This is a genomic window from Nibribacter ruber (assembly GCF_009913235.1).
In the GTDB taxonomy this organism is placed as follows: Bacteria; Bacteroidota; Bacteroidia; order Cytophagales; family Hymenobacteraceae; genus Nibribacter; species Nibribacter ruber.
Window position 1 is genome coordinate 3,322,074 of record NZ_CP047897.1, and the last position, 24,953, is coordinate 3,347,026.

Sequence of the window (24,953 nt, forward strand, 5' to 3'; positions counted from 1 at the left end):
CGTCAGAAACCCGACTTTTGTAACATTCCACCTGATTCTCTTGGCTTATGGCTTCTGCTGCTTTGCTTCAAAAATACAACGTGCCCGTGCCGCGGTACACCAGCTATCCTACCGTGCCCTTCTGGGGAAACCAACTGCCGGCCAATGAAGACTGGCAGAAGGTGCTGCTGCAGACCTTTGCCGCCACTAACCAACAAGAAGGCATTAGCCTGTACCTGCATCTGCCTTTCTGCGAGAGCCTGTGCACGTACTGCGGATGCAACAAGCGCATCACCAAGAACCACGGCGTGGAGCCCATCTACCTGAAGGCCATTTTGCAGGAATGGGACCGTTACAAAGCGTTGCTTCCTCAGAAGCCCGTCATCAGAGAGATTCACCTGGGCGGTGGCACGCCTACGTTCTTCAGCCCAGAGCATTTAACTCATTTAATTGAAAGCCTGCTGATGGATTGCGAGGTGCACCCAGACCACGAGTTCAGTTTTGAGGGCCACCCCAATAACACCACGCTAGAACATTTAGAGGCTTTGTACAAAGTAGGCTTCCGGCGCGTGAGCTACGGCGTGCAGGACCTCTCTGAAAAAGTGCAGATAGCCATTCACCGGATTCAGCCGCTGGAGAACCTGGTGCGGGCCACTGAGCAGGCCCGGGCCGTGGGGTACACCTCCATCAACTATGATTTGATTTACGGGCTGCCGTTCCAGACCCTGGAGAGCATTGAGAACACCTTCCAGGAAGTGATAGCCCTCCAACCTGACCGCATTGCCTACTACAGTTACGCCCACGTTCCCTGGAAAGAAAAATCGCAGCGCGCTTATTCTGAAGAGGACCTGCCCAAAGACGCTGAGAAACTGGCTTTGTACCAACTGGGCACGCGGTTATTGTTAGAAGCCGGTTACCAGGATGTGGGGATGGACCATTTCGCGTTCCCAGAGGAGGCCCTGTGCGTGGCTCAGCAGGAAGAACGTCTGCATCGTAATTTCATGGGCTACACTACCAACCAGACTCAGCTCATGATTGGCTTGGGCGTGTCTTCCATCAGTGACCTGGGCAAAGGCTACATGCAGAACGTGAAGACCGTGGAAGAGTATTACGCCCTGTTGGCCATGGGCGAGTGGCCCCAGTTCAAGGGCTATCTTCTTACGGAGCAAGACGTTCAACTACGCCGTCATATCCTGAACATTGCCTGCCACGGCAAGACCTCGTGGTCTGGTACGGCCTCGCAGGCGCTGGTGGAACAGACCATTTTCCCGGCGTTGCAAGACCTGGCGCAGGATGGTCTCATAAACCTCACCTCTTCTGATTTGAAACTGACTGCCTTAGGACGGAATTTCCTGAGATCTGTGTGTGCCGCGTTTGATATGTATTTGCAGGCGCCTGTTGCCGGTGTAGAGCAGAAACCTATGTTTAGTCAGGCAGTGTAAGTAGTGAATGAATGAAGATGAAAGCGTTTTTGGTCTGTTTCCTAGAAAACAGACCAAAAACGCTTTTTTGTTTATAATGGATTAAATTGATAATTACCGCAGTCTCCCCCCTTGAAGATTACCAACACTGCAATTACAATTGCTAACGCGGATTCTCCCCTTGAGGGGAGCATAGAGGGGTGTTTACACTTGATGATATTCAAGAGGTGTCTGCCTCCCAACTCCTCCTTACTAACTTGTCTTTTCTTACTTTCTGCCTGGGATTGTCACTTTTCTCCTTGATGAGAAAAGTAACCAAAAGAATCAAGAAGCCTCAAACTCGCTGCCGCTCAGACAGTGATGCTTCATTTCTTTGCACCTGGCTGGCGAGATTCGTTTCATGGTCAGCTTACGCCGCTGCCACTTCACCGGCTGCTACTAGCTCGCTCCCATGCTCCGGGCGCACAGCCAAGGCTGCCCTGCGCAAGGTCGCTCGGTGAGCGGGAAGGTGGTGGAGGAGTTGCAAAGCCTTATCTCGCGTGCGCGGATGAATGAGGGACGTGAACATTGTTTAATGTAGAGACAAAGGCACCGCCTTGTCTCATACGCATGGCTGAAAAGCTCCCCTTCTGATTTAGGAGGGGTTGAGGGTGGTTATCCTTTCCGGACGTCTGCGCCAAATGCCTTTTTTGGCCTATTTCCCAGAAAACAAGCCAAAAACGGATAGTGGTATTGCCGCGTTCAGGACTCCCATAGGCCTACCCGAATGCAACTGATAGACCTGTGGGCTTACGCTTTTCTCAGCTTCTTGTAGGCCAGGATGGCTAGCATTAAGACCACTGAGAGGCCAATGAACCCTACTACGCCCCAAGTGGCGTTCAGGCCGCTTTTCATGACCACCAAGAAGACGATGGCTACCAGGAAGAGGGTGGCTACTTCGTTCCAGATTCTGAGTTGGGTGGAGGATTGTTGGATTTCACCGCGCTGGTGTTGTTGGAAGATGCGATGGCAGTAGAGGTGATAGGCCAACAGCCCGGCCACAAAGCCCAGCTTAGCCCAGAGCCAGCCGGGGATCTCGGGGTAGTAATGCAGCAGGCTCAGGCCCATGATGACGGTTAACACGGCAGACGGCCAGGTGATGCCGTACCACAGGCGCTTCTGCATCAAGGCAAACTGGGTTTGTAGAATGGATTTTTCGGGTTCTGGTTTCTGGGCCGTCTCTGCGTAGTACACAAACAGGCGCACAATGTAGAAGAGGCCGGCAAACCAGGTCACCACAAAAATGATATGAAGGGATTTGAGGTACAGAAAGCTCATAGAGACGCAGCGCTAAAAAGATAAGCAAGAAACGTTAGGCAAAAATGGCGGTTTGCCGCCAAGAAACCTACCACCCCTTTTTCATTTGGCAGAACCCCGTCCGTTTTTGGGCTTTTTTCCAGGAAACAGCCTAAAAACGCTACAGCATGTACCGCAGTCCGAAAGAAAGGTTGACAATGTCTCCCATGGAAATGCCTGAGTTACGGTATTTGTCTACCAACATCACGTCGCTGGTACCCAGTTCGGTGTAGAATTCTGTGTAATGAATGCGGTTCTTGCTAGTAAACTCTTTGCTGAGGGCCGTGCCCACAAAGGGAAGGATGCGGGCGGCGGTGGGCCAGATGTAGTAGCCTTCGGGGTAACGCTCTGGGAAGAAGCTCTCAAACTGCTGACCCACCGTGAGGCTGAGGCCCGCGCCGGCTCTTATAAAGCTTATTTTCACGTCTTTGAACAGCGGCTTGGGGTTGGACTGGTAATAGGTGCGCAGCGTGAACGTATGGTTGGTGTGCTTGATGTCATAACCCGGCGTGAATCCGTACATGGCCTCCATGTTGGTTCGGTCATGCTTGCCGAAATCATAGCCTACGCCCGCTGACAGAAACCCGATGAGGCCCGCGTGCTGCAGCACCAGATAGTCTGGCGCATACCATTTGTTTTTGGGTCGGTCTGCTTTTTCCTGGGCCTGGGCCAGGAAAGACAAGGCCGTGAAGAGAAGGACCAGCAGCTGCTTATGGAAAAAGGATGGTTTCATGGGCTAGAAGTGAATTCGCTCTAAGGTGACAATGTCACCCACCACGGTGACCAGCATGTAGCTGCGCTTGATGGCGGCGTCTACGGTCAGGTAGGGAATGCCGTCATTGTAGAGCTGCTCATAGCGGTAGTTGTGCGTGTGGCCGTGCATGGACATCTTCACGTTGTACTGGCGCATAAGGCTGGCGTATTTCTGTTCTTTGTTGGGGTTGGCCTCTGAGTTGTTGGGCGCCATGTGCGAGATGACGAATTTGTTGGGCGTGCCTTCGGCGTTCTTCAGTTCTTGCTCCAGCCAGGTCACATCGGGCACCTTGTCGTCAAACTCCAGGAAGTTGGTGTTCAGGAAGATGAATTTGTTGGGGCCAAACGTGAAGGAGTAGTCAAAGGGGCCGTACATGCGCTGGTAGAGTTTTTTGCCTTCGCCCAGGCAGTCATGGTTGCCCACTACGGTCATATACGGCACGTTGAGCTTAGACAAGGCCATGTGCATGCGCTCAAACTCGTCTGTGAAAGCATAGTTGGTCAGGTCGCCGGCGTGCAGCACAAAGGCAAGGTTGCGGCGATTCATGTCAGCGATCATGTCCTCGGTCTCCTCATAATAGCCCTGGGTATCTCCCGTAAACGCGAAGCGCAGGGGAGTGGCAGGGTCATACGTCGCCTCAATTTCTTTGATTCTTTGAAGATTCTTCTGGGTGAGGCCCTGGTAGTCTATGTTGCCCGCATATGGGTGGTAGTCTATGAGGTCACAAGAGGGGAGAAGCGCTAAGAGAAGCAGCCAGCCGCATAACCGGTAAAGGTGTGGCATACGCATAAGATGAAGCGGAAAAGTGTATAAGCAGTTTTGGATGAGGCCTGGCAGTAGAGACGGCCCCAGAGGTGGGTGTTTCTACTACGTAAAGACTGTGGGAACCTACGTAGAAGTCCAAAAAAAGGATGTGGTAAAATGCTTAAAACCTGTTCATTATCATTATATTTGTTTTCAGGTGCTTTCTATGTCTTTGCTGCAGAGAGTTTTATTTTCCTCTTTTTCGATACTCTTAACAGGAGCGAGCGCCTGCCAGCGAATGGAAAACACCCCAGAAACCAACAACACGTCCTCTACTTCCCCTGGTAAGCGTCTGAGGGCCTCGGCGGCCAGGCCCCAACTGCCTGAGCAGGACGCCCTGGCACCTGATCAGGTACACGTATGGGTGCGGGTGGTGGACGTGTTGCCCGTTTTGGATAAAACCGATACCGGCCCCTGTGGACAATCCCCCTGTTCAGCAGAGGTGTTGGTAGAGAAAGTGCTGGCGTACGGGGCTGCCTTTACGGCCAACCTGGCGCAAGGGCAGCAGGTGCGGGTGCATTTTCCCATGACGCTAGAGGCAGTTGCAGGTCGTCCGGCCATAAAGGTGGGTGACAGGTTAGACGCCCTGTTGTCACAGACGGCTGCACCTGAAGGAACAAACTACCGCATGCATGGGTTTGCCCTTCTGCCATGAGAAGTAGTTGCCCGGCATTTTACAACCAAGCTTAAACAAACAATTACTCTATCTATACTTATTGCATGAAAATTACGCAGCAGCAACGGCAGGTTGGCCTATCCAGCGCCTTGCTATTCTTCTTTGGAGCCCTTCTGTACATGGCCTCCTTCTTGCCAGGGCCGCTACACCCGAGCGCTTACTCTTCAAAAAAAGGAACCGGCAAGATTGGCGTTGACGCCAGGGCCGCAAGACTTCACAAACAGGGCTCCATTGGCACCCCAGAAAACCCCAATGCCCGTTCAGAATATGAGTTTGAGCGCCTCAAAGACCCAAAAACTGGCAGAATACCTGAGAACATAAGAGAGCGGGAGCTGGATTTTGCGTCCCATATTCCTACGGCAGAGCAGGTTCTTCGGCAGAAAAACCCTTATTCCCGCATGGCATCGGCTAACTGGAGCCGCCGCGGACCTTACAACGTGGGCGGCCGCACGAGAGCCTTTGCCTTTGACGTGACCAATGAGAACGTTCTCTTGGCAGGCGGCGTGTCTGGCGGTATGTGGCGAAGCACCAACGGCGGTAACTCCTGGGCAAAAGTGACCGAGGCTAATGAACTGCAAAGCGTGACCACCGTGGCGCAGGACAAAAGACCCGGCAAAACCAACATCTGGTACTATGGAACCGGTGAACTCTTGGGCAACTCCGCCAGCAAGGTGGGAGCCAGCTATTACGGCAACGGCATGTTCAAGTCTGTGGACAACGGCGTGACCTGGAATCCCTTAACCACCACCCAAGTGCCCAACAACACAGCTTTTTACAACGTGTTTGAGTTTGTGTACCGCGTGGCAACGGGTGTCTCCACCACCATGGATGAAGTGTATGCGGCCCTTCCGGGCGTAATCATGCGCTCCACCAACGGAGGTAGCACCTGGAACCCGGTCCTTGGTTTCGGAAAAGAGACCCAGGATTTTGCCAAAAGCTCTTACTTTACAGACATTACAGTGTCTCCTTCTGGGGTGAAGTACGCCGGCATGAGCCAGTATGCATCTGGCAACGGTAGTTCTCTCACCAAAGGCGCCTTCCGGTCTACGGACGGCGTTACCTGGACAGACATTACCCCAACCACTTGGCCTGCCACCTATGAGCGTATGGTCATGGATGTGTCTAAGTCCAATGAGAACATTGTCTACTTCTTTGTATATGTAGAAAATGCCTCTGGCGCTGAGACTCCTAACCTTTGGAAATATGAGTACCTGTCTGGCACCGGCGCCGGTGCGGGCGGAACCTGGACCAACCTGAGCGCCAACATTCCCATGCTGGGCGGCAAGTCTGGTGACTTGAGTCTGCAGGGCGGCTACAACATGGTGGTGAAGGTGAAGCCAGACAACCCCAACGTAGTGATTCTGGGAGGAACCAACCTTTACATTTCTACCAACGGCTATACTTCTACCTCGGCCACCAAGAAAATTGGCGGCTATACTGTTACCAACGCCAACTACTCTCTATACCCATCTCACCATCCAGATCAGCACGAGGTAGCTTTTTCACTTACTTCTCCTTCGCGCGTGTACTCTGCGCATGACGGTGGCATTAGCAAGACAACCAATGTGCTGGCTTCTGAAGTGGAGTGGGCTTCTTTGAACCGCGGTTACCTCACCACTCAGTTTTATACCGTAGCCATGGACCTGAACACCACCGACAACTTTATTGTGGGAGGCCTGCAGGACAACGGAAGCTGGTCAACAGAAACCACGGCAGAGACCAGTATCTGGGAAGAAGTACTGGGCGGCGACGGTGCTTTCACCGCTGTGACGGCGCACTCCTTGCTGGTCTCTGTGCAGAACGGTACCATCTACCGCTTCATTTTCGGCGAGGATGGTTTATACACCGGCCAGTACAGCCGTGTAGATCCGCCTAAGGCCACCGGTTACTTGTTCATCAACCCGTACAACATTGATCCGAACAACGAGCAGACCATGTACCTACCGGCCGGTGACACCCTATGGCGCAACAAGAACATTGATGCCCTGCCAAGAGGCGGCAGCCAGTCGGCCACGGGCTGGGAGGTGATTGCGGCTCTCAATACCAATGAGGTGATTTCTGCCGTGGGCGTGAGCAAAGTGCCTGCCAACATGGTGTACTTTGGCACCAGAGGCGGCAAGCTGTATAGAATACAAGATGGCTTGGCAACAACGCCTTCTAAAATTGACGTGACCGGCATCAACTTCCCATCTGGGAACATTGGTTGTATTGCCGTAGATCCCCGTGACGCCAACAAAGTAGTGGTAGCCTTTACCAACTACGGCATTATTAGTTTGTACGCCACAGAAAACGGCGGAGCTTCCTGGACCCCGGTGGCGGGTAACCTGGAGCAGAACCCTAACGGCTCGGGCAACGGTCCTTCTACCCGCTGGGTAAGCATCTTGCCAAGCAGAAACGGTAACCTGAAGTATTTTGTGGGCACCAGCACCGGATTGTACGCCACCTCGCAGCTGAATGGAGACAACACCACCTGGGTGCAGGAGGGCGCCAACTCTATTGGACAGGTGCCGGTAGACATGGTGATCAGCAGAACCACAGATGACCTGGTGGTAGTAGGGACCCACGGAAACGGTGTGTACAGCGCTCGCTATGACGGTCCTCTGGCCTCTGCAGATGAAGTGGAACTGGCTACGCAAGTAGGCTTGGGCAATAGCTATCCAAACCCATTCCGGAAGGGGTCTTTGACTACCATTCCGTTTACCCTGGAGAAAGCCGCCCAGGTGAATCTGACCGTCTTTGACTTAACCGGAAGAGCCGTGGCTACTCTGGTGAATGGCAAGCTGACCTCGGGTAGACATGTTGCCACCTGGAACGGTGCCGGCACCGGTAAGCAGAGCCTGCCTACGGGTACGTACTTGTATCAACTCACCGTTGATGGCAAGCGGGAAACCAAGCGCGTGGTCTTTGTTAAATAAGAGATAACATGATGCGCATAAAAAAAGCGGCCCTTGCAGAAGGGTCGCTTTTTTTATGGCTTCGTTTTTGGCTTGTTTTAGTGAAAACAGGCTAAAAACGGAGTTTTATTTCTTCAGGTACTGGGCAAACTCTTTTGCGAAGTAGGTAAGGATGATGTCTGCGCCGGCGCGTTTCATGCTCAGCAACGTCTCTAGCATAATCTTCTCACCGTCAATCCAGCCGTTTTGGGCGGCGGCTTTCACCATGGCGTACTCGCCGCTCACGTTGTAGGCCACAATAGGCAGGTTGGAGTTGTCACGCAGAAGTTTGATGACGTCCAGGTAAGACAAAGCCGGCTTTACCATCAGGTAATCGGCGCCCTCGGCGGTGTCCAGTTCTGCCTCAATCAGGGCCTCGCGGCTGTTGGCCGGGTTCATCTGGTAGGTTTTCTTGTCGCCGTGTTTAGGGGCTGACTCCAAGGCATCTCTGAACGGACCGTAGTAGGCGCTGGCGTACTTGGCGGTGTAGCTCATGATAGAGACGTTGTAGAAGGCGTGCTTGTCCAGGATGTTTCTGATGTGTGCCACGCGGCCATCCATCATATCTGAGGGGGCAATGATGTCGGCACCGGCCTGGGCCTGCGCTAAGGCCATCTGACCCAGCACTTCCAGAGAAGCGTCATTGATGATCTCGCCGTTGTCAACCACGCCGTCATGGCCATCTGAACTGTAGGGGTCCATGGCTACGTCGGTGGCCAGGATCACGCCCGGGAACTGGCGCTTGATCTCAGAAACGGCCTTCAGGTACAGGCCTTCAGGGTTTTTACTTTCCAATGCGAAGCGGTCTTTCTTGGCCTCAGGAATATTGGGAAACGGCGCGAAGGTTTTTATGCCGAGCTCCATGCACTGGCCAATTTCATCCAAAGTTCTGTCTAGCGTAAACCTGGAAATGCCCGGCATGGACGGAATGGCCACGGTCTGGTTCTGGCCCTCGGTGATGAAAAGGGGATAGATTAAATCATGCACGCTCACGTGGTTTTCCTGCACCAGGTCACGGATCACGTCTGACTTGCGGTTCCGGCGGGGCCGGCGGGTTAAATGGTTCATAGCAGCTTATACGGTTTTGGGCAAGTGGGCCTATACAAGAGGCGGACTCGCTGCTGATTTAACAAAAGAGCAGGCAAATTAGTGTGCAAGACGCATTAAAATCTGCACGCCAAAAGGGCTCTACGCCGCAAAGGTACGGCCCTGCCATCTGGCATGCCACTATTCTTTTGGTTATTGCACTGGGCAACAAGCCCGGTTCATTAAAAAGTTATGCGGTCGTTTTTGGGCTGTTTTCTCGGAACAGCCCAAAAACGACCGCGAAGTCACAAAACGGAAAGATTACGCAGACACTTGTTCCTGTTCTTCCACCAGATCCTCTTCCATCAGTTCCTCTCCTTCCGCTGGCAGTAGCGAGTCTTTGTAAAGGAAATAGTAACCATAGCCTAACACGAAGCCAGTGACCAAGCCGCCTATATGCGCCGCATTGTCAATGCCGCCCGTAAGGCCATACAGCAAGTTGAACCCAATGAACAGGCCAATGGAGGTAAGAAAAGATGTTTTGAAATCCTTAGGGAAGACTTTGGTGGTGAGCAGCGCCAGATAGAAACCGTACAGCCCGAAGATGGCGCCAGAGGCCCCCACGCTCACCTGCGCCTCATACCACCACATGCTGGCCAGACTAGCCGCCACCCCGCAGATGAGGTAGAGAAGTACGTATCTGTTTCTCCCCAGCAACGGTTCCAGAAACAGCCCAATAAACAGCAGCGCATACATGTTCATGAACAGGTGCATGATGCCGCCGTGTAAAAAGACGCTGGTCAGCAGGCGCCAGTAGTCTCCTTCCTGCACGGCCGGCCGGTAGTTGGCACCCCATGAAAGTAAATCCAGGGCCTCAAAACTGATAAAGCCCAGGCCCGCCGCTACCATGGCCACAAATACCAGTACATTAAGGTACATGAGAATAGGCGTCACCTGAAATCCTTCAAACGGCAGGAAACCAGTCAACTGCTTGCGTAAATACCGGGCAGACCAGCGTTTTTTTCTGCGGGGCTTGCGTTTTTTGGCCGTAGACAATGGCACTGCTGCCAATAATAATAGCCAAACAAGGCTGCTGATGCCCAGGGAATAAAACACCCAAGGCAGCGTCTGGCCGTTGCGCGCGGCAAACGGTTCTTGGTGGGCAATTAGCAGTGGGCCTAGCCCGGTGTGTTGGTATTGCGGGTTCTTTTGAATGCTGATTTGAAACGCTTCTAAATCGCGGTGAGTGGGCGTTAGGCGCTCCAAAAAAGCAAATTGGTCCAGGTTCTTTTGCTCTAAATCAGCTTTCGTCTCTTGCGTGAAGGCTTCAAATTCCCGTTCCTTTTCTTCGCGGGATAAGTTGTTGCTGATGGTTTTTGAATATTCCAACGCCAGATACCCTCGTGGGGTGGAGGCTATCAAGACTACGCCCTTCCGCCCGCGGTCACCATAGAGTCGTTCGGCGGCCGTGTCTTTTAAAACAGTGACAGAGGCAATCTCCTCCGGATCAAGTTTGCCGGCAAGAAGCTTTTCTGGACCGTCTGATGGTGTAGGGGATGCAATAATCTCGCCGTCCAACACATATAACGGGCCAGTAAGATTGCCTGATGTGGAAGTACTGTCCTCGTTACTTTTCAAGCTTACCCGAATAGGGCAGGTGATGTAATAAGTAAAAACCAGGTCGCGGTTGCGTTTGCCAGCCGTGGTGGTTTCCTGGAAAATCCCGATGTTCTTCTTGTCTATGTAGTAGTTTTTGAGTGCGTAATATTTGGTTGGAGGCAGCTTCCCGATTTGCGTAATAGAATCTAGCTGCGTGAGTTTGCCCGTGGCGGTCTCCAGATAGTTTTGGGCCACCAGCGTAGGCACGGCCATGCCAATGATGGCTAATAGGGTGTACAGCGTGGGCAGATCACCTGATTTTCTCTTCAGGTGCAGGAGTTGGATGCGCTTCCTAAACCAAAAGAGCACCAGCAGGGCCGCCAAGCCAAAAGGCAGTACAAACTCTGGGATGATGCTCTGCACCTGAAATAGCTCCAGTTTGATGAAGACCAGCCAGTTGAAGGCGGTGTAGAACATCAATAGGCCAATAGACAGCAGCAGGAACGGCAGGAAGATCTTCGTTCCCTTAACACGGAAAGCGGACATTGAGAAAGCCAAGGTGGTAGGGGTTAGTCTTCTCTAAAGATAGAATTTCCTGAATAAAAAGAAAAGCCGACCCTGGGCAGGATCGGCTTTTCTTTTTGTAGGTAAATGCTTGAAGCTTAAAACGCTGCCAGCGTCTGTTCAATGATGTCACAGCACTCGTGCAGCTGTTCCTCTGTGATGACCAGCGGAGGCGCAAACCGGATGATGTCGCCGTGGGTAGGCTTGGCCAGCAGGCCGTTCTCCATCAGTTTCACGCACACGTCCCAGGCCGTACGGCCGTCTGCGGTGGGTTTAATCACTACGGCATTCAACAACCCGCGTCCGCGCACCAGGGTTACCAGTTCTGGGTGGCGGTCTTTCAATTCATTCATGCGCTTCCGGAAGATGTCTCCCAGCTTGCGGGCGTTTTCTACCAGGTTCTCGTCTTTGATTACGTCCAGGGCGGCCATGGCCACGGCGCAGGCCAACGGATTTCCGCCAAAGGTAGAGCCGTGTTCGCCTGGCTGAATGCTCAGCATCACCTCGTCATTGGCCAAAGCCACCGAGATTGGCAGCACCCCGCCAGAAAGGGCCTTGCCCAGGATCAAGATGTCTGGTTTGGCGTCTTCATAGTCAGAGGCCAGCATTTTGCCGGTACGGCCAATTCCGGTCTGGATTTCGTCTACTATAAAGAGCACGTTGTATTTCTTGCACAGCGCTTTGGCCTTGGCCAGGTAGCCTTCAGAAGGAACCACCACGCCGGCCTCGCCTTGGATAGGCTCTACCATGAAACCGCACACGTGCAGGTTTTCCTGCAGCGCCAGTTCCAGGGCCTCTAGATTGTCATACGGCACTACTTTATAGCCCGGCATGTACGGCCCGAAGCCGGTAGTGCTGCTTGGGTCTGTGGAGAAGGAGATGATGCCCGTGGTGCGACCGTGGAAGTTATGTTCCACCACAATGATTTCTGCTTCATGCGCCGGAATGCCTTTTTGGGTGTAGCCCCATTTTCGGGCTAGTTTCAAGGCGGTTTCTACGGCCTCGGCACCCGAGTTCATGAGCAGGGCTTTGTCATAGCCGAACAGCTCAGACAGATATTTCTCACAAGGGCCCAGCTTGTCATTGTAAAAGGCGCGGGAGGTGAGGGTTAGTTGCTGGGCCTGCTGGGTGAGGGCGCCAATGATGCGTGGGTGGCAGTGGCCCTGGTTCATGGCACTGTAGGCGCTCAGAAAATCATAGTAGCGCTTGCCTTCCACATCCCACAGGAAAACTCCCTCGCCCCGATTCAAGACTACCGGCAGGGGATGGTAGTTGTGCGCACCGTACTTATCTTCCAGTTCAATGGCCTGTTGGCTAAAGGTAATTGACAATGTATCCATATGCTAAAGTGTTTACTGGGTGGAAGGAGGGCCAATGAAGCAAGGCAACCCCAATTCTATTCTGTACGAAGATTCTCTCTTCGTGATAAAAGTAAAGAAAAGTCTTTACTTCAACCCCTCAGAAGGAAATAGCATATAAGATTTTGTCTATTTAATAAGGGAATAAGAAAAGACTTTGGGTGGCGCTCCTCCTTGTCTTGCCCGTGGCGATTGGTGCAAACGCCTTATTGGACACATTCTTAATTGCTGATGGTCTGTAGTTCAAGCGGCGTTTTTAGCCTGTTTTGTGGAAATTAGGCCAAAAACGGTTTTTCATTGCTGGTTGCTAATTGTTGATTGATTTACCTGCTGAAGTAAACACCCCCCCCTTCGCCCCCCTCAAGGGGGGAATCTGCGATTGGCGAAGGCCTCTGCTACGGGCACCTGTTCCAATTGCGGCTTACAGAGGCTTCTACTAGACGCACCGATTCCAGTCTTTCCGTCGAGTCGCCTAAGCAGGTTGCCGCCTCCGGTTAGAACAACGGTAATGACGGAGAACCAGCAGTTCCTCTACCAAAACTGTATCCACGCAGAAGAGGCAAGCTGGTACAGCGCGAGGGGGGAAGACGGGGCCCCGCGGCCGCTTATCAGTAGAAATGAAACAAGACAGCATAAAGGCACCGGAGGAAGCGGCAATGCTCCAGGAATGGCCAACGGGAATGCTTACATATAAGAAGAATGGCACGATAGTGACGTCCGCGCCATAGTCGCAAAAGGAAAGAAGGCATCAGACTAAATCGGGAGGAGGTGAATACCAACAACGACAGGTAGCAACGCAAGCAAAGAAGTGGATAGAAGACATGGCGACAGCAATCAACAATCAATAATAACACCGCCGTTTTTAGCCTAATTCCCAGAAAACAACCCAAAAACGGAATTTTCCACCAACACTGCGTATCTTTGCCGCATGAGACCAAAGCCGCTTCCGTTGCAACCGGGAGACACGTATTTCAATGAGCAGGGCTTGATGGTTTTCACGGAGCAGTACCACCTGCGGCGCGGCTATTGCTGCCAGAGCGGGTGCAGGCACTGCCCGTACGGGTACCAGAAAGAGGCCAAAAAAGACCAGAATACCCCAAGTAAGGATGGCGGTAAAAGCGGGTAATACGCTTTTTTAGAACGGATTAAAGAAAAAAGTTTAGCGGGGGCTTTGACATTATCTATCTTTTTGCGGATATTTGCGTCCCTTTTGTAATAAACGATACTAACGATACAATGGCACGAGTTTGTGATTTAACCGGTAAAAGAGTGCAGGTGGGTAACCGCGTTTCGCACGCCAACAATAAGACAAAACGCAAGTTTTACCCGAACTTGCAGAAGAAGCGCTTCTACATCCCAGAAGAAGATGCATGGGTGACTTTGAAAGTTTCTACCTCTGCCATCCGTACCATCTCTAAGAACGGTATCTCTGCGGTATTGAAGAAAGCAAAAGACGAAGGATACATCGTTTACTAGGTAGCATATGAAAAGCATGCGGCACTTATGGTTTTTACTGCTAGTGTCGCTTCCGCTTGGAGCGATGGGGCAGTCAACCACTCCCTCAGACAAACCTGCGGACTTTTTAACCAAAGAATTTCACCGGCAACGGAGAGAGCAACTGCGGCAACTGCTGCCGGCTCGCTCCGTTGCCGTTTTCTTTTCTGCCCCAGTAAGAAACCGCGCCAATGACGTGGACTTCCACTACCACCAGAACCCAGACTTCTACTACCTCACCGGCTACAAGGAGCCTAACTCCGTTTTGCTCCTGTTTTCAGAAAAACAAAACATCAACGGACAAGCCACCACAGAGGTAGTCTTCGCGCAGCCCCGCAACCCGCAGGCAGAGTCCTGGACCGGCAAGCGCCTGGGCGCCGAGGGCGTGAAAAACCAACTGGGGCTGGCTGCCGCTTACCCTAATACCGACTTCAATGCCTTTAAGCTGGATACTGCCAGTCTGCAGCAGGTGCTGTTCTTTGAGTTGCCGCATGACGTGCGCAATGAAGAAAGAGACCGCAGTGACCTCTATGACTTGCTGGCGCAGTTCAAGCAGAAAGTAGGCATCACCAATGGCAAGAGTTTCGCACACCAGGAACTATACAACGCCATCAGGCAGTATGATGCCCGGGCAGGCCAGCAAGTGCAACAAGAGGTGAAGCGTCAGATGGAAGCAGATCCGGCTCTTGCGAACAATGCTAACTTAAAAGACTATGTAGCGGCTAAAGACGCTTCGGCCAGAGCTGCGGTAGTAGCCAGAATCCCAAAAGAGAAACTGGACATGTCTTCCTTAGAGGAGATCATGAACCAGATGCGTGAAACCAAGACTCCTGAGGAACTGGTGCTGTTGCGCAAAGCAGTGGCGATGTCGGCTATTGGCCAACTGGAGGTTATGAAAGCCATGCAACCGGGCATGTCTGAGATGGAAGTGCAGGGCATTCATGAATACGTCTACAAGAAATATGGCGCCGAATATGAAGGCTACCCGTCTATTGTAGGCGCCGGCAACAACGGGTGTATTTTGCACTATACAGAAAATGAACGTCCAAAGCTAAACAATGACTTAGTATTGATGGATTTGGGCGCCGAGTACCACGGCTACACCGCTGATGTGACCCGTACCATTCCGGCCAACGGCAAGTTCACCCCAGAGCAAAAGCAGATTTATGAACTGGTGTACGTCGCGCAAGAGGCAGGTTTCGCGCAGTGCAAAGTGGGCAATGACTTTCAGGCCCCTAACCAAGCGGCGCAGAAAGTAATGGCCGATGGCTTGATTAAACTCGGCATCATCAAAACGCCCGAAGAGGCCCGCAAGTACACCATGCACGGCGTGTCGCATTACTTGGGCTTGGATGTGCATGACAGAGGCACCTACGGACCGTTTAAGCACAATACGGTGATCACGGTAGAGCCTGGCATCTATATTCCGGAGGGAAGCCCCGTGGACAAGAAATGGTGGGGCATTGGCGTGCGCATTGAAGATGACGTTCTCATTACCAACACTGGTTGGGAAAACCTGTCTAAGGGCGCGCCCAGAAGTGTGAAAGACATTGAAGCCACCATGGCCCAGCCAAGTGCGCTAGATGACTTCAAGCTGCCGGTATTAAAGTAAGAGAATTAATTGTACCGTTTTTGGCCTGTTTTAGCAGAAATAGCGCAAAAATGGTAGCTTTGCAAATGGTTAGGGAGCCGGGCCGTGGGCATTAGGTGATACTTGACTAAAAAAGTAGTATCGTATTTGTAATTAAGTAACTAAGGCTGTATATTTGCAGTCCTAAATAAAAAATCAACTTCGCGATGGCAAAGAAAGCTAAAGGCAATAGAGTTCAGGTGATTTTGGAGTGCACTGAGCAGAAAAACTCCGGCGTACCTGGCATGTCTCGGTATATCACTACCAAAAACAGAAAGAACACTCCTGAGCGTATGGAGATGAAGAAGTTCAATCCTTTCATGAAGAAAGTAACTGTACATAAAGAAATTAAATAACCATGGCTAAGAAAGTAGTTGCAACCCTGAAGACCGCCACTGGTAAAGACTGGGCGAAGGTGATCAAAGCTGTTAAGTCTCCTAAGACTGGCGCTTACACTTTTAGAGAAGAGATGGTGCCGATTGACCAAGTTCAAGACGCTCTTAAAAAATAATTGCCTTATATCGCAATCAAGATATACCTGTAAAAGTCCCTCCATACCAGGGACTTTTTTGGTATTCAAGCCTTTTTAATCTAATCAACCCAATCGCCTCTACCCACCGCTATGGCACTTTTCGGTTTCTTCAGCAAAGACAAAAAAGATTCTCTGGACAAAGGCCTTGAGAAAACCAAGACCAGCTTCCTGGACCAGCTTAGCAAAGCAGTAGTTGGTAAGTCTAAAGTAGACGAAGAGGTTCTAGATGAGCTGGAGACCGTTTTGGTGCACGCAGACGTGGGGATTGGCACCACGGTTAAAATCATTGAGCGCATTGAGAAACGTGTAGCCCGTGACAAATACGTAGGCACTTCTGACCTGGACCGCATCCTGCGCGAAGAGATCATGGAGCTCATGGAGGAGAACAAAGGCGGGATTGCCGCAGACTTCAGCCTTCCAGACACCGGCGGTCAGCCGTACGTGATCATGGTAGTAGGCGTGAACGGTGTGGGCAAAACCACTACCATTGGTAAGCTAGCCTCGCAGTTTCATAAAGCCGGAAAGAAGGTTGTGTTGGGTGCTGGAGATACGTTTAGAGCCGCCGCCGTGGACCAACTTAAAATCTGGGGTGACCGCGTGGGTATTCCGGTGGTGGACCATGGCATGAACACAGACCCAGCCTCTGTGGCCTATGACGCCGTGAAGAAAGGCGTGGAGATGGGCGCTGATGTGGTCATCATTGATACCGCTGGCCGTCTGCATACCAAAGTTGGCTTGATGAACGAGCTTACTAAAATCAAACGCGTGATGCAGAAAGTCATTGACGCCTCTCCGCATGAGGTATTGCTCGTCTTAGACGGCAGCACCGGGCAGAACGCCGTGATTCAAGCCCGCGAGTTTACCAAAGCCACCGAGGTAACTGCCCTAGCCGTGACCAAATTGGACGGAACTGCCAAAGGTGGCGTTATCATTGGTATCTCAGACGAATTCAAGATTCCTGTGAAATATATTGGAGTGGGCGAGCGGGTAGAGGACCTGCAAGTATTTGACAAGCGCGAATTCGTGGACTCTTTGTTCTCTAAAAACAAATAGGCCGTTTTTGGGCTGATTTCCAGAAAAGAAGCCAAAAACGGAAGCTAGAGGTGTCAAATAGATATAATTCCAATCCCACAATTCCCACTCGCTCGCGTCCCGCGAGTGTGAGTCACTCCGGCCTCTGGCCGTGTTGGGCATAAGTAGAAAGCAGCCAGAGGCTGTAGGTATCTCACACTCGCGGGACGCGAGCGAGTGAAATTTGAATATATCCATTTAATTGGGCGCAGACTAAACCAAAAGAGCCTGTTTGGTTGTTGCCCTTCCATCAAAGAAAACAGGCTAAAGTAGAAGGCACGTGAAAGTAAGATCCCTTAAACAAGACAAATACAACGTAATCACCCTGGGTTGCTCCAAAAATCTGGTAGACTCAGAGGTGCTGATGGGCCAGTTGCAGGCCAATGAGTTTGATGTAGTGCATGACTCTGAGAAAGACGATGCCAACATCATCATTGTGAACACCTGCGGCTTTATTGACAATGCCAAGCAAGAGTCTATTGACACCATTCTGCGCTACGCAGACGCCAAAGACGCCGGGGCCATTGACAAACTCTACGTGACCGGTTGCCTTTCGCAACGCTACAAAGATTCTTTAGAAACTGAGATTCCGCAGGTAGATGCTTTTTTTGGTACCATGGAACTGCCACAGCTCTTGAAAACCTTAGAAGCCAACTACAAGCATGAGTTGATTGGTGAGCGGCTAATCACCACGCCTTCACATTACGCCTACTTTAAAATAGCCGAGGGCTGTAACCGTCCCTGCTCGTTTTGCGCCATCCCCTTGATGCGCGGCAAGCACATGGACCGCCCAATGGAGGACTTGGTACGCGAAGCCACGCGCCTAGCCAACATGGGTACCAAAGAACTGATCCTGATTGCCCAAGACTTAACCTATTACGGCTTACAGCAATACGGTGAGCGCAAGCTAGCCGAGTTATTACAACGCTTGTCTGACGTGAACGGCATTGAGTGGATTAGAATGCAATACGCCTACCCGTCTCAATTCCCGATGGATGCGTTGGACGTAATGGCCGAACGTTCTAACATCTGCAAGTACCTGGACATGCCGTTGCAGCACATCTCTGACAACATGCTCAAGACAATGCGCCGCGGTATTTCTAAGCGTCGTACGCTGGAGCTGGTAGACACCATTCGTCAGCGCGTACCAGACATCGCGCTACGCACTACCTTGATTGCCGGTCACCCTGGTGAGACGCAGAAGGACTTCGAGGAGATGTACCAGTGGGTAGAAGAATCACGCTTTGACCGCCTGGGTATCTTCACCTACTCACATGAGGAGAACACGCACGCCTTCAGCCTGGAAGACAACGTGCCGGAAGAGGTGAAGCAGGAGCGCGCCGATACCATCATGGAATTGCAGCAGGGCATCTCTATGGAGTTGAACGAAGCCAAAGTGGGCAACACCTATAAAGTGCTGTTTGACCGCAAGGAAAGCGGCTATTATGTGGGCCGTACCCAGTATGACTCGCCGGAAGTGGACAATGAAGTATTGGTGCCAGCAGACAGCGCCTATGTGCGTCTGGGAGACTTCGCTAACGTGAAAATCACCGATTCTTCTGACTTTGACCTGTACGGCGAAGTAGTAGGAAGCGCGCAGGAATCTGCAATGCACATTTCTACGGTAGATGCCATTTCAGAATAAACTGTTTTTAGCCTGATTCTCAGGAAACAAGCTAAAAACGAAATAGGAGTAAGGCTCACAGGTTCTCAGAATCTGTGGGCCTTGTTTGTTTTAGGCAAGTGCCGCTTCTTTTTCTGGCGCGAGTCTTCAGACTCGTGACAAAGGATGAAGGGAGTCTCCAGACTCACTAAAACCAGCAATGCGTCAAATTGGAGTCTGAAGACTCCACCCATCCCACATCACGAGTCTGAAGACTCGCGCTATATAAGATTCGTTTTTGGTCTCTTTTTCAGAAAACAAGTCAAAAACGGTAACGAGCAGAAATGCTTCGTCCATTTCAAAAACCTTGTACAGGCATTTCGGTTTCCTGTAGGCAACCGCCTTCATAGCACAGAGACGCAAGAGCCAACGCAAATCCCAAAATAGCGTTTACCTTTGCAACGAAGGTTGCTATTAAATGACGACCGCTCCCCGTATGAAAGTTTCCTGTATTGACTATAGCGCCACCGGCGCCTTCTCTAAATTAGTTGTGGATTATCTCAACAGAGATGCCAAACTCCAGCCTTTCTATCAGCATTTTCCAGAGGTACCTGCCTTTTCCAAGATTATGGAAGAACGCAGGTATCCTGCTAGCCAACGGCAGATTCTGGTAGAGGAACTTCAGCGCCAGTATGACGGCGTAGAGATGCCAGAGGCGGTGCAGTCCAATATTTTGGCGCTGAGCCAAGAGCAGACCTACACCATCACCACCGGCCACCAGCTCAACATCTTCACTGGTCCGCTATACTTCATCTACAAGATTGTCACTGCCATTACCACTGCCCGTGCATTGAAGCAGGCGTACCCAGCGCAGATCTTTGTGCCCGTGTACTGGATGGCCACCGAAGACCACGACTTTGCCGAAGTGAACCATTTCACGCTCTTCGGGAAGGAGTACACTTGGGAGAGCGAGGAGAAAGGCGCCGTGGGCCGCTTTGCCACCGATGGCTTGAATGAGATACTGGATGCCCTGCCAGAGCAGTACGAACTTTTTGAGGAAGCCTATACCAACAGCACCACCCTGGCAGAGGCTACCCGTAAAATTGTGAATGGATTGTTTGGCACGTACGGTGTAGTGTGCGTTGACGGCGACAGTCCAGCCCTTAAGCAACTGTTTGTGCCCGCAGTGCAGAAGGAGCTGACGGAGCAGACGTCTTACAAAGAAATTACCCGCACCAATGAGGCGCTGCAAGCCCAAGGCTACAAGCCCCAGGTCATGACCCGTGAGATTAACCTGTTCTACTTGGATCAGCACCTGCGCGAGCGCATTGTGCAGGAAGACGGACAGTACAAAGTCTTAAACACCAACCTGACTTTTACAGAAGCAGAAATCCTGCAGCATCTGCAGGAACATCCAGAACGTTTCAGTCCGAATGTAGTATTGCGGCCTCTGTACCAAGAGATGGTCTTGCCCAACCTGGCTTATATTGGGGGCGGGGCCGAGGTGGCCTACTGGTTCCAGTTGAAGGGAATCTTTGAGGCATTCCAGGTTCCTTACCCAGCGGTGATGTTGCGCAACTCGGCCATGTATTTGACCAAGCCCAACGCGCATCGCCTGGAGAAACTGGGGCTTACCCCGGTAGAAATGTTCAGAGACATGCCAGAACTGAAGAAGCGACTGGCGGAGCTGTTGAATCAGGAAGAACTGAGTCTGGAAGCCCAACGTCAAGCCCTAGAGAACGCTTACAAGCAGGTAGAAGAATTGGCCCAAAGCATTGACCCAACCTTGGTGAAAGCAGTAGGTGCCGAAGCGCAGAAAGGTGCGCAAAGCCTGCAAATGCTGGAGAAAAAGCTGAACAAGGCCATCGAGAACAAGAACGACACGGCCTACAACCAATTGGCCAACCTCAAGGAGAAACTCTTCCCCACGGGTGTGTTGCAGGAGCGCGTGGACAATTTGCTGTCTTACCAGACTAACAATCCTGACTTCATCCAGCACTTGGTAGAAGCGTTCCAGCCGTTCGGGCACCAGTTTACCGTGCTGCAGGAAGACTAATCCATGTTAAAGGCCCATCTCAGAAAAGCCTACCTGGCCAAACGCCGCAATCTCTCTGAGGCCGAGGTGGAGGATATGAGCCTCCAGATAGCAAATCGGTTTTTTGAGGATTTCCAGCCGGTGAAAGGGCAGACGGTGCATGTTTTTCTACCCATTCTGCACCACCGTGAAATCAATACCTGGCGCATCATCCATAAACTTTGGGAACAGTTCCCAGAGGTGCGGGTGGCTACGTCTGTCTCGCATCTGGAGGATTGCAGTATGACGCATTTCCTCATTACCCCAGAAACCAAACTGGTCACCAACCGCTGGGGAATTCCTGAGCCGGTACAAGCCCAGCAAATCACAGAACAAGAAATTGATTTGGTGCTGGTGCCGTTGCTGGTGTTTGATTTGCAAGGCCACCGCGTAGGCTACGGCAAAGGGTTCTATGATCGTTTTTTGGCTTTTTTACCCAAAACAAGCCAAAAACGAGGCCTGTCCTTAGAGCCGCCGGTTCCCAAAATTGAAGACGTGCACCCTTTGGATCTAATCTTAGATGCCGTGATTACCCCTCAACAGACCTTCTGGTTCTAGCTCCTCCCAGGGGCTCCCTCTGATTTTCCTATTCCCTCTAAATTGTATTCCAAGGAAAGTATTCTAAGAGGTAATTCTTCTTGCATCTCCTTTCCTAACAACCAATCTTTTAGCCATGTCTTTGCCTTGTACACGAGGGCAGGGGTGCTTTTCTGTGGTGTTTTGAACTTACTTGTTGCTTGGGGCTAGCAGGAAGATGGATTAGAGGCAACAAAAAGCTATATATCTGAAAGCTATTATTTATATTTAGTTTTCAGGTAACTCTTTCTGTTCCTACTCTTTTGCATTTTCTTACTCACCCATAAAACAAACTAGCATGAAAAAACCCTTACTGCTATTATTAACTTTTCTGATGTCATGGGCGGTGGCGTATGCCCAGCAGCGGGAAATTAGAGGAAAAGTGACCGGCTCAGATGACGGGACAGGCCTGGCAGGCGTGAGCGTGGTGGTGAAAGGCACTACCAACGGCACCTCTACAGACGGTGAAGGAAACTTTAGATTGAATGTCTCTGGTGATAACCCTGTGCTGGTTTTCAGCTACCTGGGCTACCTGAGCAAAGAGGTGGCCGTAGGCAGCCAGACCAGTGTGGACGTGACCATTGCCCCAGACAATAAAATGCTGAAAGAGGTGGTGGTGACGGCCCTGGGCATTGAGCGCAGCGAGCGGTCCTTGGGCTATTCCACCCAAGAGGTGCAGGGCGAAAACCTCACCTTCACCAAAGAGCAAAACGTGCTGGGATCCCTTTCCGGTAAAGTGGCCGGGGTGCAGGTAACCGGTTCTTCTGGAGCCAGCATGGGCGGTACCCAGAAACTGGTGATACGCGGGGTGAACTCTATTAATGGCTCCAGCCCGCCTTTGTTGGTAGTGGATGGAACGCCCATTGCCAATACCAACTTCGCGGGTGACGCCGGCGCCGACTTCGGAAACCTGGGCCAGGACATCAACCCTGAGGATATTGAATCCATTAACGTGCTCAAAGGCCCGGCGGCCTCGGCCTTGTACGGGATACGCGGCCAGTACGGCGTGATCATGATCACTACCAAGAAAGGCGCCAAGGGAGCCAAGAAAGTAAGCGTGCAACTGAACTCGGCGTTCGCCATTGAGAAGGCCGGCAATTTTATGCCCTTACAGAATCTGTATGGCGGCGGGTCTAAGCAAACCTGGAACCAACTGGCCAACGGACAGAAGTATGTGCAATTAGACGTAGATGAAAGCTGGGGACCCAAAATGGACGGCACCCTGGCCCGCCAGTTCTACAGTTTTTACCCGCAGGACGCAGACTTTGGCAAGGAGACGCCTTTTGTGGCGCATCCAGACAATATCAGAGACTATTATGAAACCGGCACCAATCTGAATAATGGCGTAACCATTTCAGGCGGCGGTGAGAACACCAACTTCAGGTTGAGCTTTAATGATACCAGAATACAAGGAGTAGAGCCAAACACCTTCCTCAAGCGAAACAACGTAGGCGTGAGCGCCGGCATAGACATCAACAAGAAATTGAATGTCTCCACCAACCTCAACATTGCCACCAACAATGCCCAGCGTCCAACCCAAGGCTCTGAGTTTGGGGCCCGCTACACCACGCAGTGGTTCCAACGCAGCGTAGACATGAACCGCCTGAAAAACTATAAGTATGACGACGGCACATTCCTGCAGTGGAACTTACGCAACCCTACGCCAGGTTCCAGCGGCGAGATAACCAACTTCAAGGCCCTCTATTGGAACAACCCTTATTTTGAAGCCTATGAAAACCCCACCACCGACAGCCGTGAGCGTTTGTTTGGGGACGTAGGGATGACCTATCAAGTGCTGCCAGAGGTTAAACTGAGCGGATTTGTGCGTTCAGACATGTATACCCAGAACATAGAGTCCAGAATTGGGTTTGGTGGTCAGGAGGCAGTGCCAGCGTATTCTACAGGCAAGTATCAGGGCCGCCAGATGAACTATGAGTTTCTGGCCCAGTATGACAAAGAGTGGGGTGGGTTTTCTGTGAACGCCAACCTGGGAGCCAACTTGTTCAATGACAAGTATACTTATTTGTCTATGGCTACGGTGGGTGGACTTTCGGCCCCGGGCTTCTACAACATTGAGGCCTCTATTGACCGCCCGGTAACTGCTTCTTATTTGCGTGAAAAAGAAATAAGAAGTTTGTATGGCATGGTGTCATTAGGGTACAAAGACACATACTTCCTGGATGCTTCCCTCCGGAACGATAATTCTTCGGCCTTGCCGCCTAAAAACAACTCTTACTGGTATCCATCGTTATCCGGGTCTTTTGTGTTCAGCGAACTGATTAAGTGGAACCCGCTTTCTTTGGGTAAACTTAGGGTAAGCTACGCGCAGGCAGGGTCAGACTTGCAGCCTTACCAAACCACTGCATTCTACAACGTGGGCACCGTATACGCAGGTACCACCAGCGTGAATACGCTTTCAGTGCCAGACAACCTCAATAACCCATTGCTTGAACCTTCCTTCGCGCATTCATATGAGGCAGGCATAGACCTTAAATTCTTCAATAACCGCTTGGGTCTAGACCTGACCTATTACCAGCAGAAAAACAAGAACCAGATCATTCCGCTGCGGGTGTCTGGCGCCAGCGGTTACGGCACGGCTACCGTGAATGCCGGTTTAATTGAGAACAAAGGCTTTGAACTATCTTTAACAGGAAGCCCGCTTCAAACCGAGAGATTCTCCTGGAATGCTACTTTCAACATTTCCAGAAACAGAAGCCAGGTAGTAGAATTAGCAGAAGGCAGTGACGTATACAACCACTATTCTACCACGTACTCTTCCACTACCAGCTACCTGAACTCTTATGCCGGCCAGGCTTTTGGAGTATTGGTGGGTCAGTCTTACCAACGCGATGCCGCCACGGGTAAAATATTGCTAGGGTCAAACGGTGTGCCGTTGTTCACGGCGGCCACGCACAACTTCGGGAGCGTGATGCCAGACTATACCGGCGGGTTCCAAAACTCGTTCAGGGTCTGGAAGTTTGACCTCTCTGCCATGATTGACTACCAGATGGGAGGCCAGTTCTTCAGCAGGTCAAAAATGCTGGCTATGAGAACCGGACAGGCCGCTGAGACTGCTGCCATGAATGACCGCGGTAAAAACGTGCGTGACCCAGTGGCAGAAGGCGGCGGGGTACGCGTTGAAGGCGTGTATGGCCCTGGCGTGAAAGTGAACGGCGTAGATGTAAGCGGTCAGGAAGCGGTAGTCTATGTGAACCCGCAGACGCTGTACGGCACCACCGCCAGAAGAATCTATGATGACTGGTTGTATGACGCTTCTTACGTGAAGCTGAGAGAGGTTCGTCTGGGCTACACTTTAGACAAAGCCATATTGGGCAAGCTGCCATTTGAGTCAGTAGGCATCGCGTTGATTTCGCGTAACGTGGCGCAGCTCTGGCAGAAGGCCCCTAAAGGCTTAGATCCGTCAGAACTATCCAGCGGAGGCCAGTCCATCAGCTGGTATGAGTCTGGGCAGTTGAGCACCGTGCGTTCTTACGGGGTAAACCTTAACATCACCTTTTAATTTG

General features: G+C 51.6%; 19 protein-coding genes. 13 read left to right on the forward strand and 6 right to left on the reverse strand.

Annotated features, from left to right (window positions below; genetic code table 11):
* The first annotated feature begins 47 nt into the window (after positions 1-47).
* Positions 48-1,421, forward strand: coding sequence for an oxygen-independent coproporphyrinogen III oxidase (gene hemN / locus GU926_RS14010; protein WP_160692941.1), 1,374 nt, complete (start codon positions 48-50; stop codon positions 1,419-1,421).
* Positions 1,422-2,189: 768 nt separating this feature from the next.
* On the opposite strand, the gene GU926_RS14015 is transcribed toward hemN, so the two are convergent.
* The 3 genes from GU926_RS14015 to GU926_RS14025 form a co-directional block, all read right to left on the reverse strand.
* Complete coding sequence (locus GU926_RS14015) at positions 2,190-2,717, reverse strand: CopD family protein (RefSeq protein ID WP_160692943.1); 528 nt, start codon at positions 2,715-2,717, stop codon at positions 2,190-2,192.
* Between the two features lie 139 nt (positions 2,718-2,856).
* The gene (locus GU926_RS14020) at positions 2,857-3,468 is read right to left on the reverse strand and encodes a hypothetical protein (protein ID WP_160692945.1); all 612 of its coding nucleotides are present in this window, start codon (positions 3,466-3,468) and stop codon (positions 2,857-2,859) included.
* A 3-nt stretch (positions 3,469-3,471) separates the two neighbouring features.
* Positions 3,472-4,272 (reverse strand): metallophosphoesterase family protein, encoded by an 801-nt coding sequence (locus GU926_RS14025; RefSeq protein WP_160692947.1) that lies wholly within the window; start codon positions 4,270-4,272, stop codon positions 3,472-3,474.
* 259 nt (positions 4,273-4,531) lie between these two features.
* Between GU926_RS14025 and GU926_RS14030 the strand changes: the two genes are divergently transcribed.
* Together GU926_RS14030 and GU926_RS14035 are read left to right on the forward strand one after the other, a co-directional pair.
* A complete protein-coding gene (locus tag GU926_RS14030) occupies positions 4,532-4,948 on the forward strand; it encodes a hypothetical protein (RefSeq protein ID WP_160692949.1) in 417 nt (138 codons plus the stop codon).
* A gap of 65 nt (positions 4,949-5,013) precedes the next feature.
* Entirely contained in the window at positions 5,014-7,884 is a 2,871-nt protein-coding gene (locus GU926_RS14035) for a T9SS type A sorting domain-containing protein (RefSeq protein ID WP_160692951.1), read from the forward strand.
* A gap of 105 nt (positions 7,885-7,989) precedes the next feature.
* On the opposite strand, the gene hemB is transcribed toward GU926_RS14035, so the two are convergent.
* From hemB to rocD, 3 genes are all read right to left on the reverse strand, one after another.
* Complete coding sequence (gene hemB / locus GU926_RS14040) at positions 7,990-8,970, reverse strand: porphobilinogen synthase (protein WP_160692953.1); 981 nt, start codon at positions 8,968-8,970, stop codon at positions 7,990-7,992.
* A 279-nt stretch (positions 8,971-9,249) separates the two neighbouring features.
* Positions 9,250-11,073 (reverse strand): rhomboid family intramembrane serine protease, encoded by a 1,824-nt coding sequence (locus tag GU926_RS14045; protein WP_160692963.1) that lies wholly within the window; start codon positions 11,071-11,073, stop codon positions 9,250-9,252.
* A gap of 116 nt (positions 11,074-11,189) precedes the next feature.
* Complete coding sequence (rocD, locus tag GU926_RS14050; RefSeq protein ID WP_160692965.1) at positions 11,190-12,431, reverse strand: ornithine--oxo-acid transaminase; 1,242 nt, start codon at positions 12,429-12,431, stop codon at positions 11,190-11,192.
* Between the two features lie 946 nt (positions 12,432-13,377).
* On the opposite strand from rocD, the gene GU926_RS14055 reads away from it, so the two are divergent.
* The 10 genes from GU926_RS14055 (at position 13,378) to GU926_RS14100 (ending at position 24,949) form a co-directional block, all read left to right on the forward strand.
* A complete protein-coding gene (locus GU926_RS14055) occupies positions 13,378-13,575 on the forward strand; it encodes a DUF5522 domain-containing protein (protein WP_160692967.1) in 198 nt (65 codons plus the stop codon).
* Between the two features lie 110 nt (positions 13,576-13,685).
* Complete coding sequence (gene rpmB, locus GU926_RS14060) at positions 13,686-13,925, forward strand: 50S ribosomal protein L28 (RefSeq protein WP_160692969.1); 240 nt, start codon at positions 13,686-13,688, stop codon at positions 13,923-13,925.
* A gap of 16 nt (positions 13,926-13,941) precedes the next feature.
* A complete protein-coding gene (locus tag GU926_RS14065) occupies positions 13,942-15,555 on the forward strand; it encodes an aminopeptidase P N-terminal domain-containing protein (protein ID WP_198001421.1) in 1,614 nt (537 codons plus the stop codon).
* Between the two features lie 185 nt (positions 15,556-15,740).
* On the forward strand, positions 15,741-15,929 hold the full coding sequence (gene rpmG / locus GU926_RS14070; protein ID WP_066508181.1) for a 50S ribosomal protein L33: 189 nt from the start codon (positions 15,741-15,743) through the stop codon (positions 15,927-15,929).
* Positions 15,930-15,931: 2 nt separating this feature from the next.
* The gene (locus GU926_RS14075; protein ID WP_071887815.1) at positions 15,932-16,084 is read left to right on the forward strand and encodes a DUF4295 domain-containing protein; all 153 of its coding nucleotides are present in this window, start codon (positions 15,932-15,934) and stop codon (positions 16,082-16,084) included.
* A gap of 111 nt (positions 16,085-16,195) precedes the next feature.
* On the forward strand, positions 16,196-17,158 hold the full coding sequence (ftsY, locus tag GU926_RS14080) for a signal recognition particle-docking protein FtsY (protein WP_160692973.1): 963 nt from the start codon (positions 16,196-16,198) through the stop codon (positions 17,156-17,158).
* A gap of 298 nt (positions 17,159-17,456) precedes the next feature.
* Entirely contained in the window at positions 17,457-18,821 is a 1,365-nt protein-coding gene (gene rimO / locus GU926_RS14085) for a 30S ribosomal protein S12 methylthiotransferase RimO (RefSeq protein WP_160692975.1), read from the forward strand.
* Between the two features lie 454 nt (positions 18,822-19,275).
* The gene (bshC, locus tag GU926_RS14090) at positions 19,276-20,835 is read left to right on the forward strand and encodes a bacillithiol biosynthesis cysteine-adding enzyme BshC (RefSeq protein ID WP_160692977.1); all 1,560 of its coding nucleotides are present in this window, start codon (positions 19,276-19,278) and stop codon (positions 20,833-20,835) included.
* Between the two features lie 3 nt (positions 20,836-20,838).
* On the forward strand, positions 20,839-21,411 hold the full coding sequence (locus tag GU926_RS14095; RefSeq protein WP_160692979.1) for a 5-formyltetrahydrofolate cyclo-ligase: 573 nt from the start codon (positions 20,839-20,841) through the stop codon (positions 21,409-21,411).
* A 316-nt stretch (positions 21,412-21,727) separates the two neighbouring features.
* Positions 21,728-24,949 (forward strand): SusC/RagA family TonB-linked outer membrane protein, encoded by a 3,222-nt coding sequence (locus tag GU926_RS14100; protein WP_160692981.1) that lies wholly within the window; start codon positions 21,728-21,730, stop codon positions 24,947-24,949.
* The last annotated feature ends 4 nt before the right edge of the window (positions 24,950-24,953 follow it).

Coding starts and splice junctions, on each gene's coding strand:
- hemN (WP_160692941.1), top strand. CDS start 48: ATGGCTTCTGCTGCTTTGCTTCAAAAATACAACGTGCCCGTGCCGCGG.
- GU926_RS14015 (WP_160692943.1), bottom strand. CDS start 2,717: ATGAGCTTTCTGTACCTCAAATCCCTTCATATCATTTTTGTGGTGACC.
- GU926_RS14020 (WP_160692945.1), bottom strand. CDS start 3,468: ATGAAACCATCCTTTTTCCATAAGCAGCTGCTGGTCCTTCTCTTCACG.
- GU926_RS14025 (WP_160692947.1), bottom strand. CDS start 4,272: ATGCCACACCTTTACCGGTTATGCGGCTGGCTGCTTCTCTTAGCGCTT.
- GU926_RS14030 (WP_160692949.1), top strand. CDS start 4,532: ATGGAAAACACCCCAGAAACCAACAACACGTCCTCTACTTCCCCTGGT.
- GU926_RS14035 (WP_160692951.1), top strand. CDS start 5,014: ATGAAAATTACGCAGCAGCAACGGCAGGTTGGCCTATCCAGCGCCTTG.
- hemB (WP_160692953.1), bottom strand. CDS start 8,970: ATGAACCATTTAACCCGCCGGCCCCGCCGGAACCGCAAGTCAGACGTG.
- GU926_RS14045 (WP_160692963.1), bottom strand. CDS start 11,073: ATGTCCGCTTTCCGTGTTAAGGGAACGAAGATCTTCCTGCCGTTCCTG.
- rocD (WP_160692965.1), bottom strand. CDS start 12,431: ATGGATACATTGTCAATTACCTTTAGCCAACAGGCCATTGAACTGGAA.
- GU926_RS14055 (WP_160692967.1), top strand. CDS start 13,378: ATGAGACCAAAGCCGCTTCCGTTGCAACCGGGAGACACGTATTTCAAT.
- rpmB (WP_160692969.1), top strand. CDS start 13,686: ATGGCACGAGTTTGTGATTTAACCGGTAAAAGAGTGCAGGTGGGTAAC.
- GU926_RS14065 (WP_198001421.1), top strand. CDS start 13,942: ATGCGGCACTTATGGTTTTTACTGCTAGTGTCGCTTCCGCTTGGAGCG.
- rpmG (WP_066508181.1), top strand. CDS start 15,741: ATGGCAAAGAAAGCTAAAGGCAATAGAGTTCAGGTGATTTTGGAGTGC.
- GU926_RS14075 (WP_071887815.1), top strand. CDS start 15,932: ATGGCTAAGAAAGTAGTTGCAACCCTGAAGACCGCCACTGGTAAAGAC.
- ftsY (WP_160692973.1), top strand. CDS start 16,196: ATGGCACTTTTCGGTTTCTTCAGCAAAGACAAAAAAGATTCTCTGGAC.
- bshC (WP_160692977.1), top strand. CDS start 19,276: ATGAAAGTTTCCTGTATTGACTATAGCGCCACCGGCGCCTTCTCTAAA.
- GU926_RS14095 (WP_160692979.1), top strand. CDS start 20,839: ATGTTAAAGGCCCATCTCAGAAAAGCCTACCTGGCCAAACGCCGCAAT.
- GU926_RS14100 (WP_160692981.1), top strand. CDS start 21,728: ATGAAAAAACCCTTACTGCTATTATTAACTTTTCTGATGTCATGGGCG.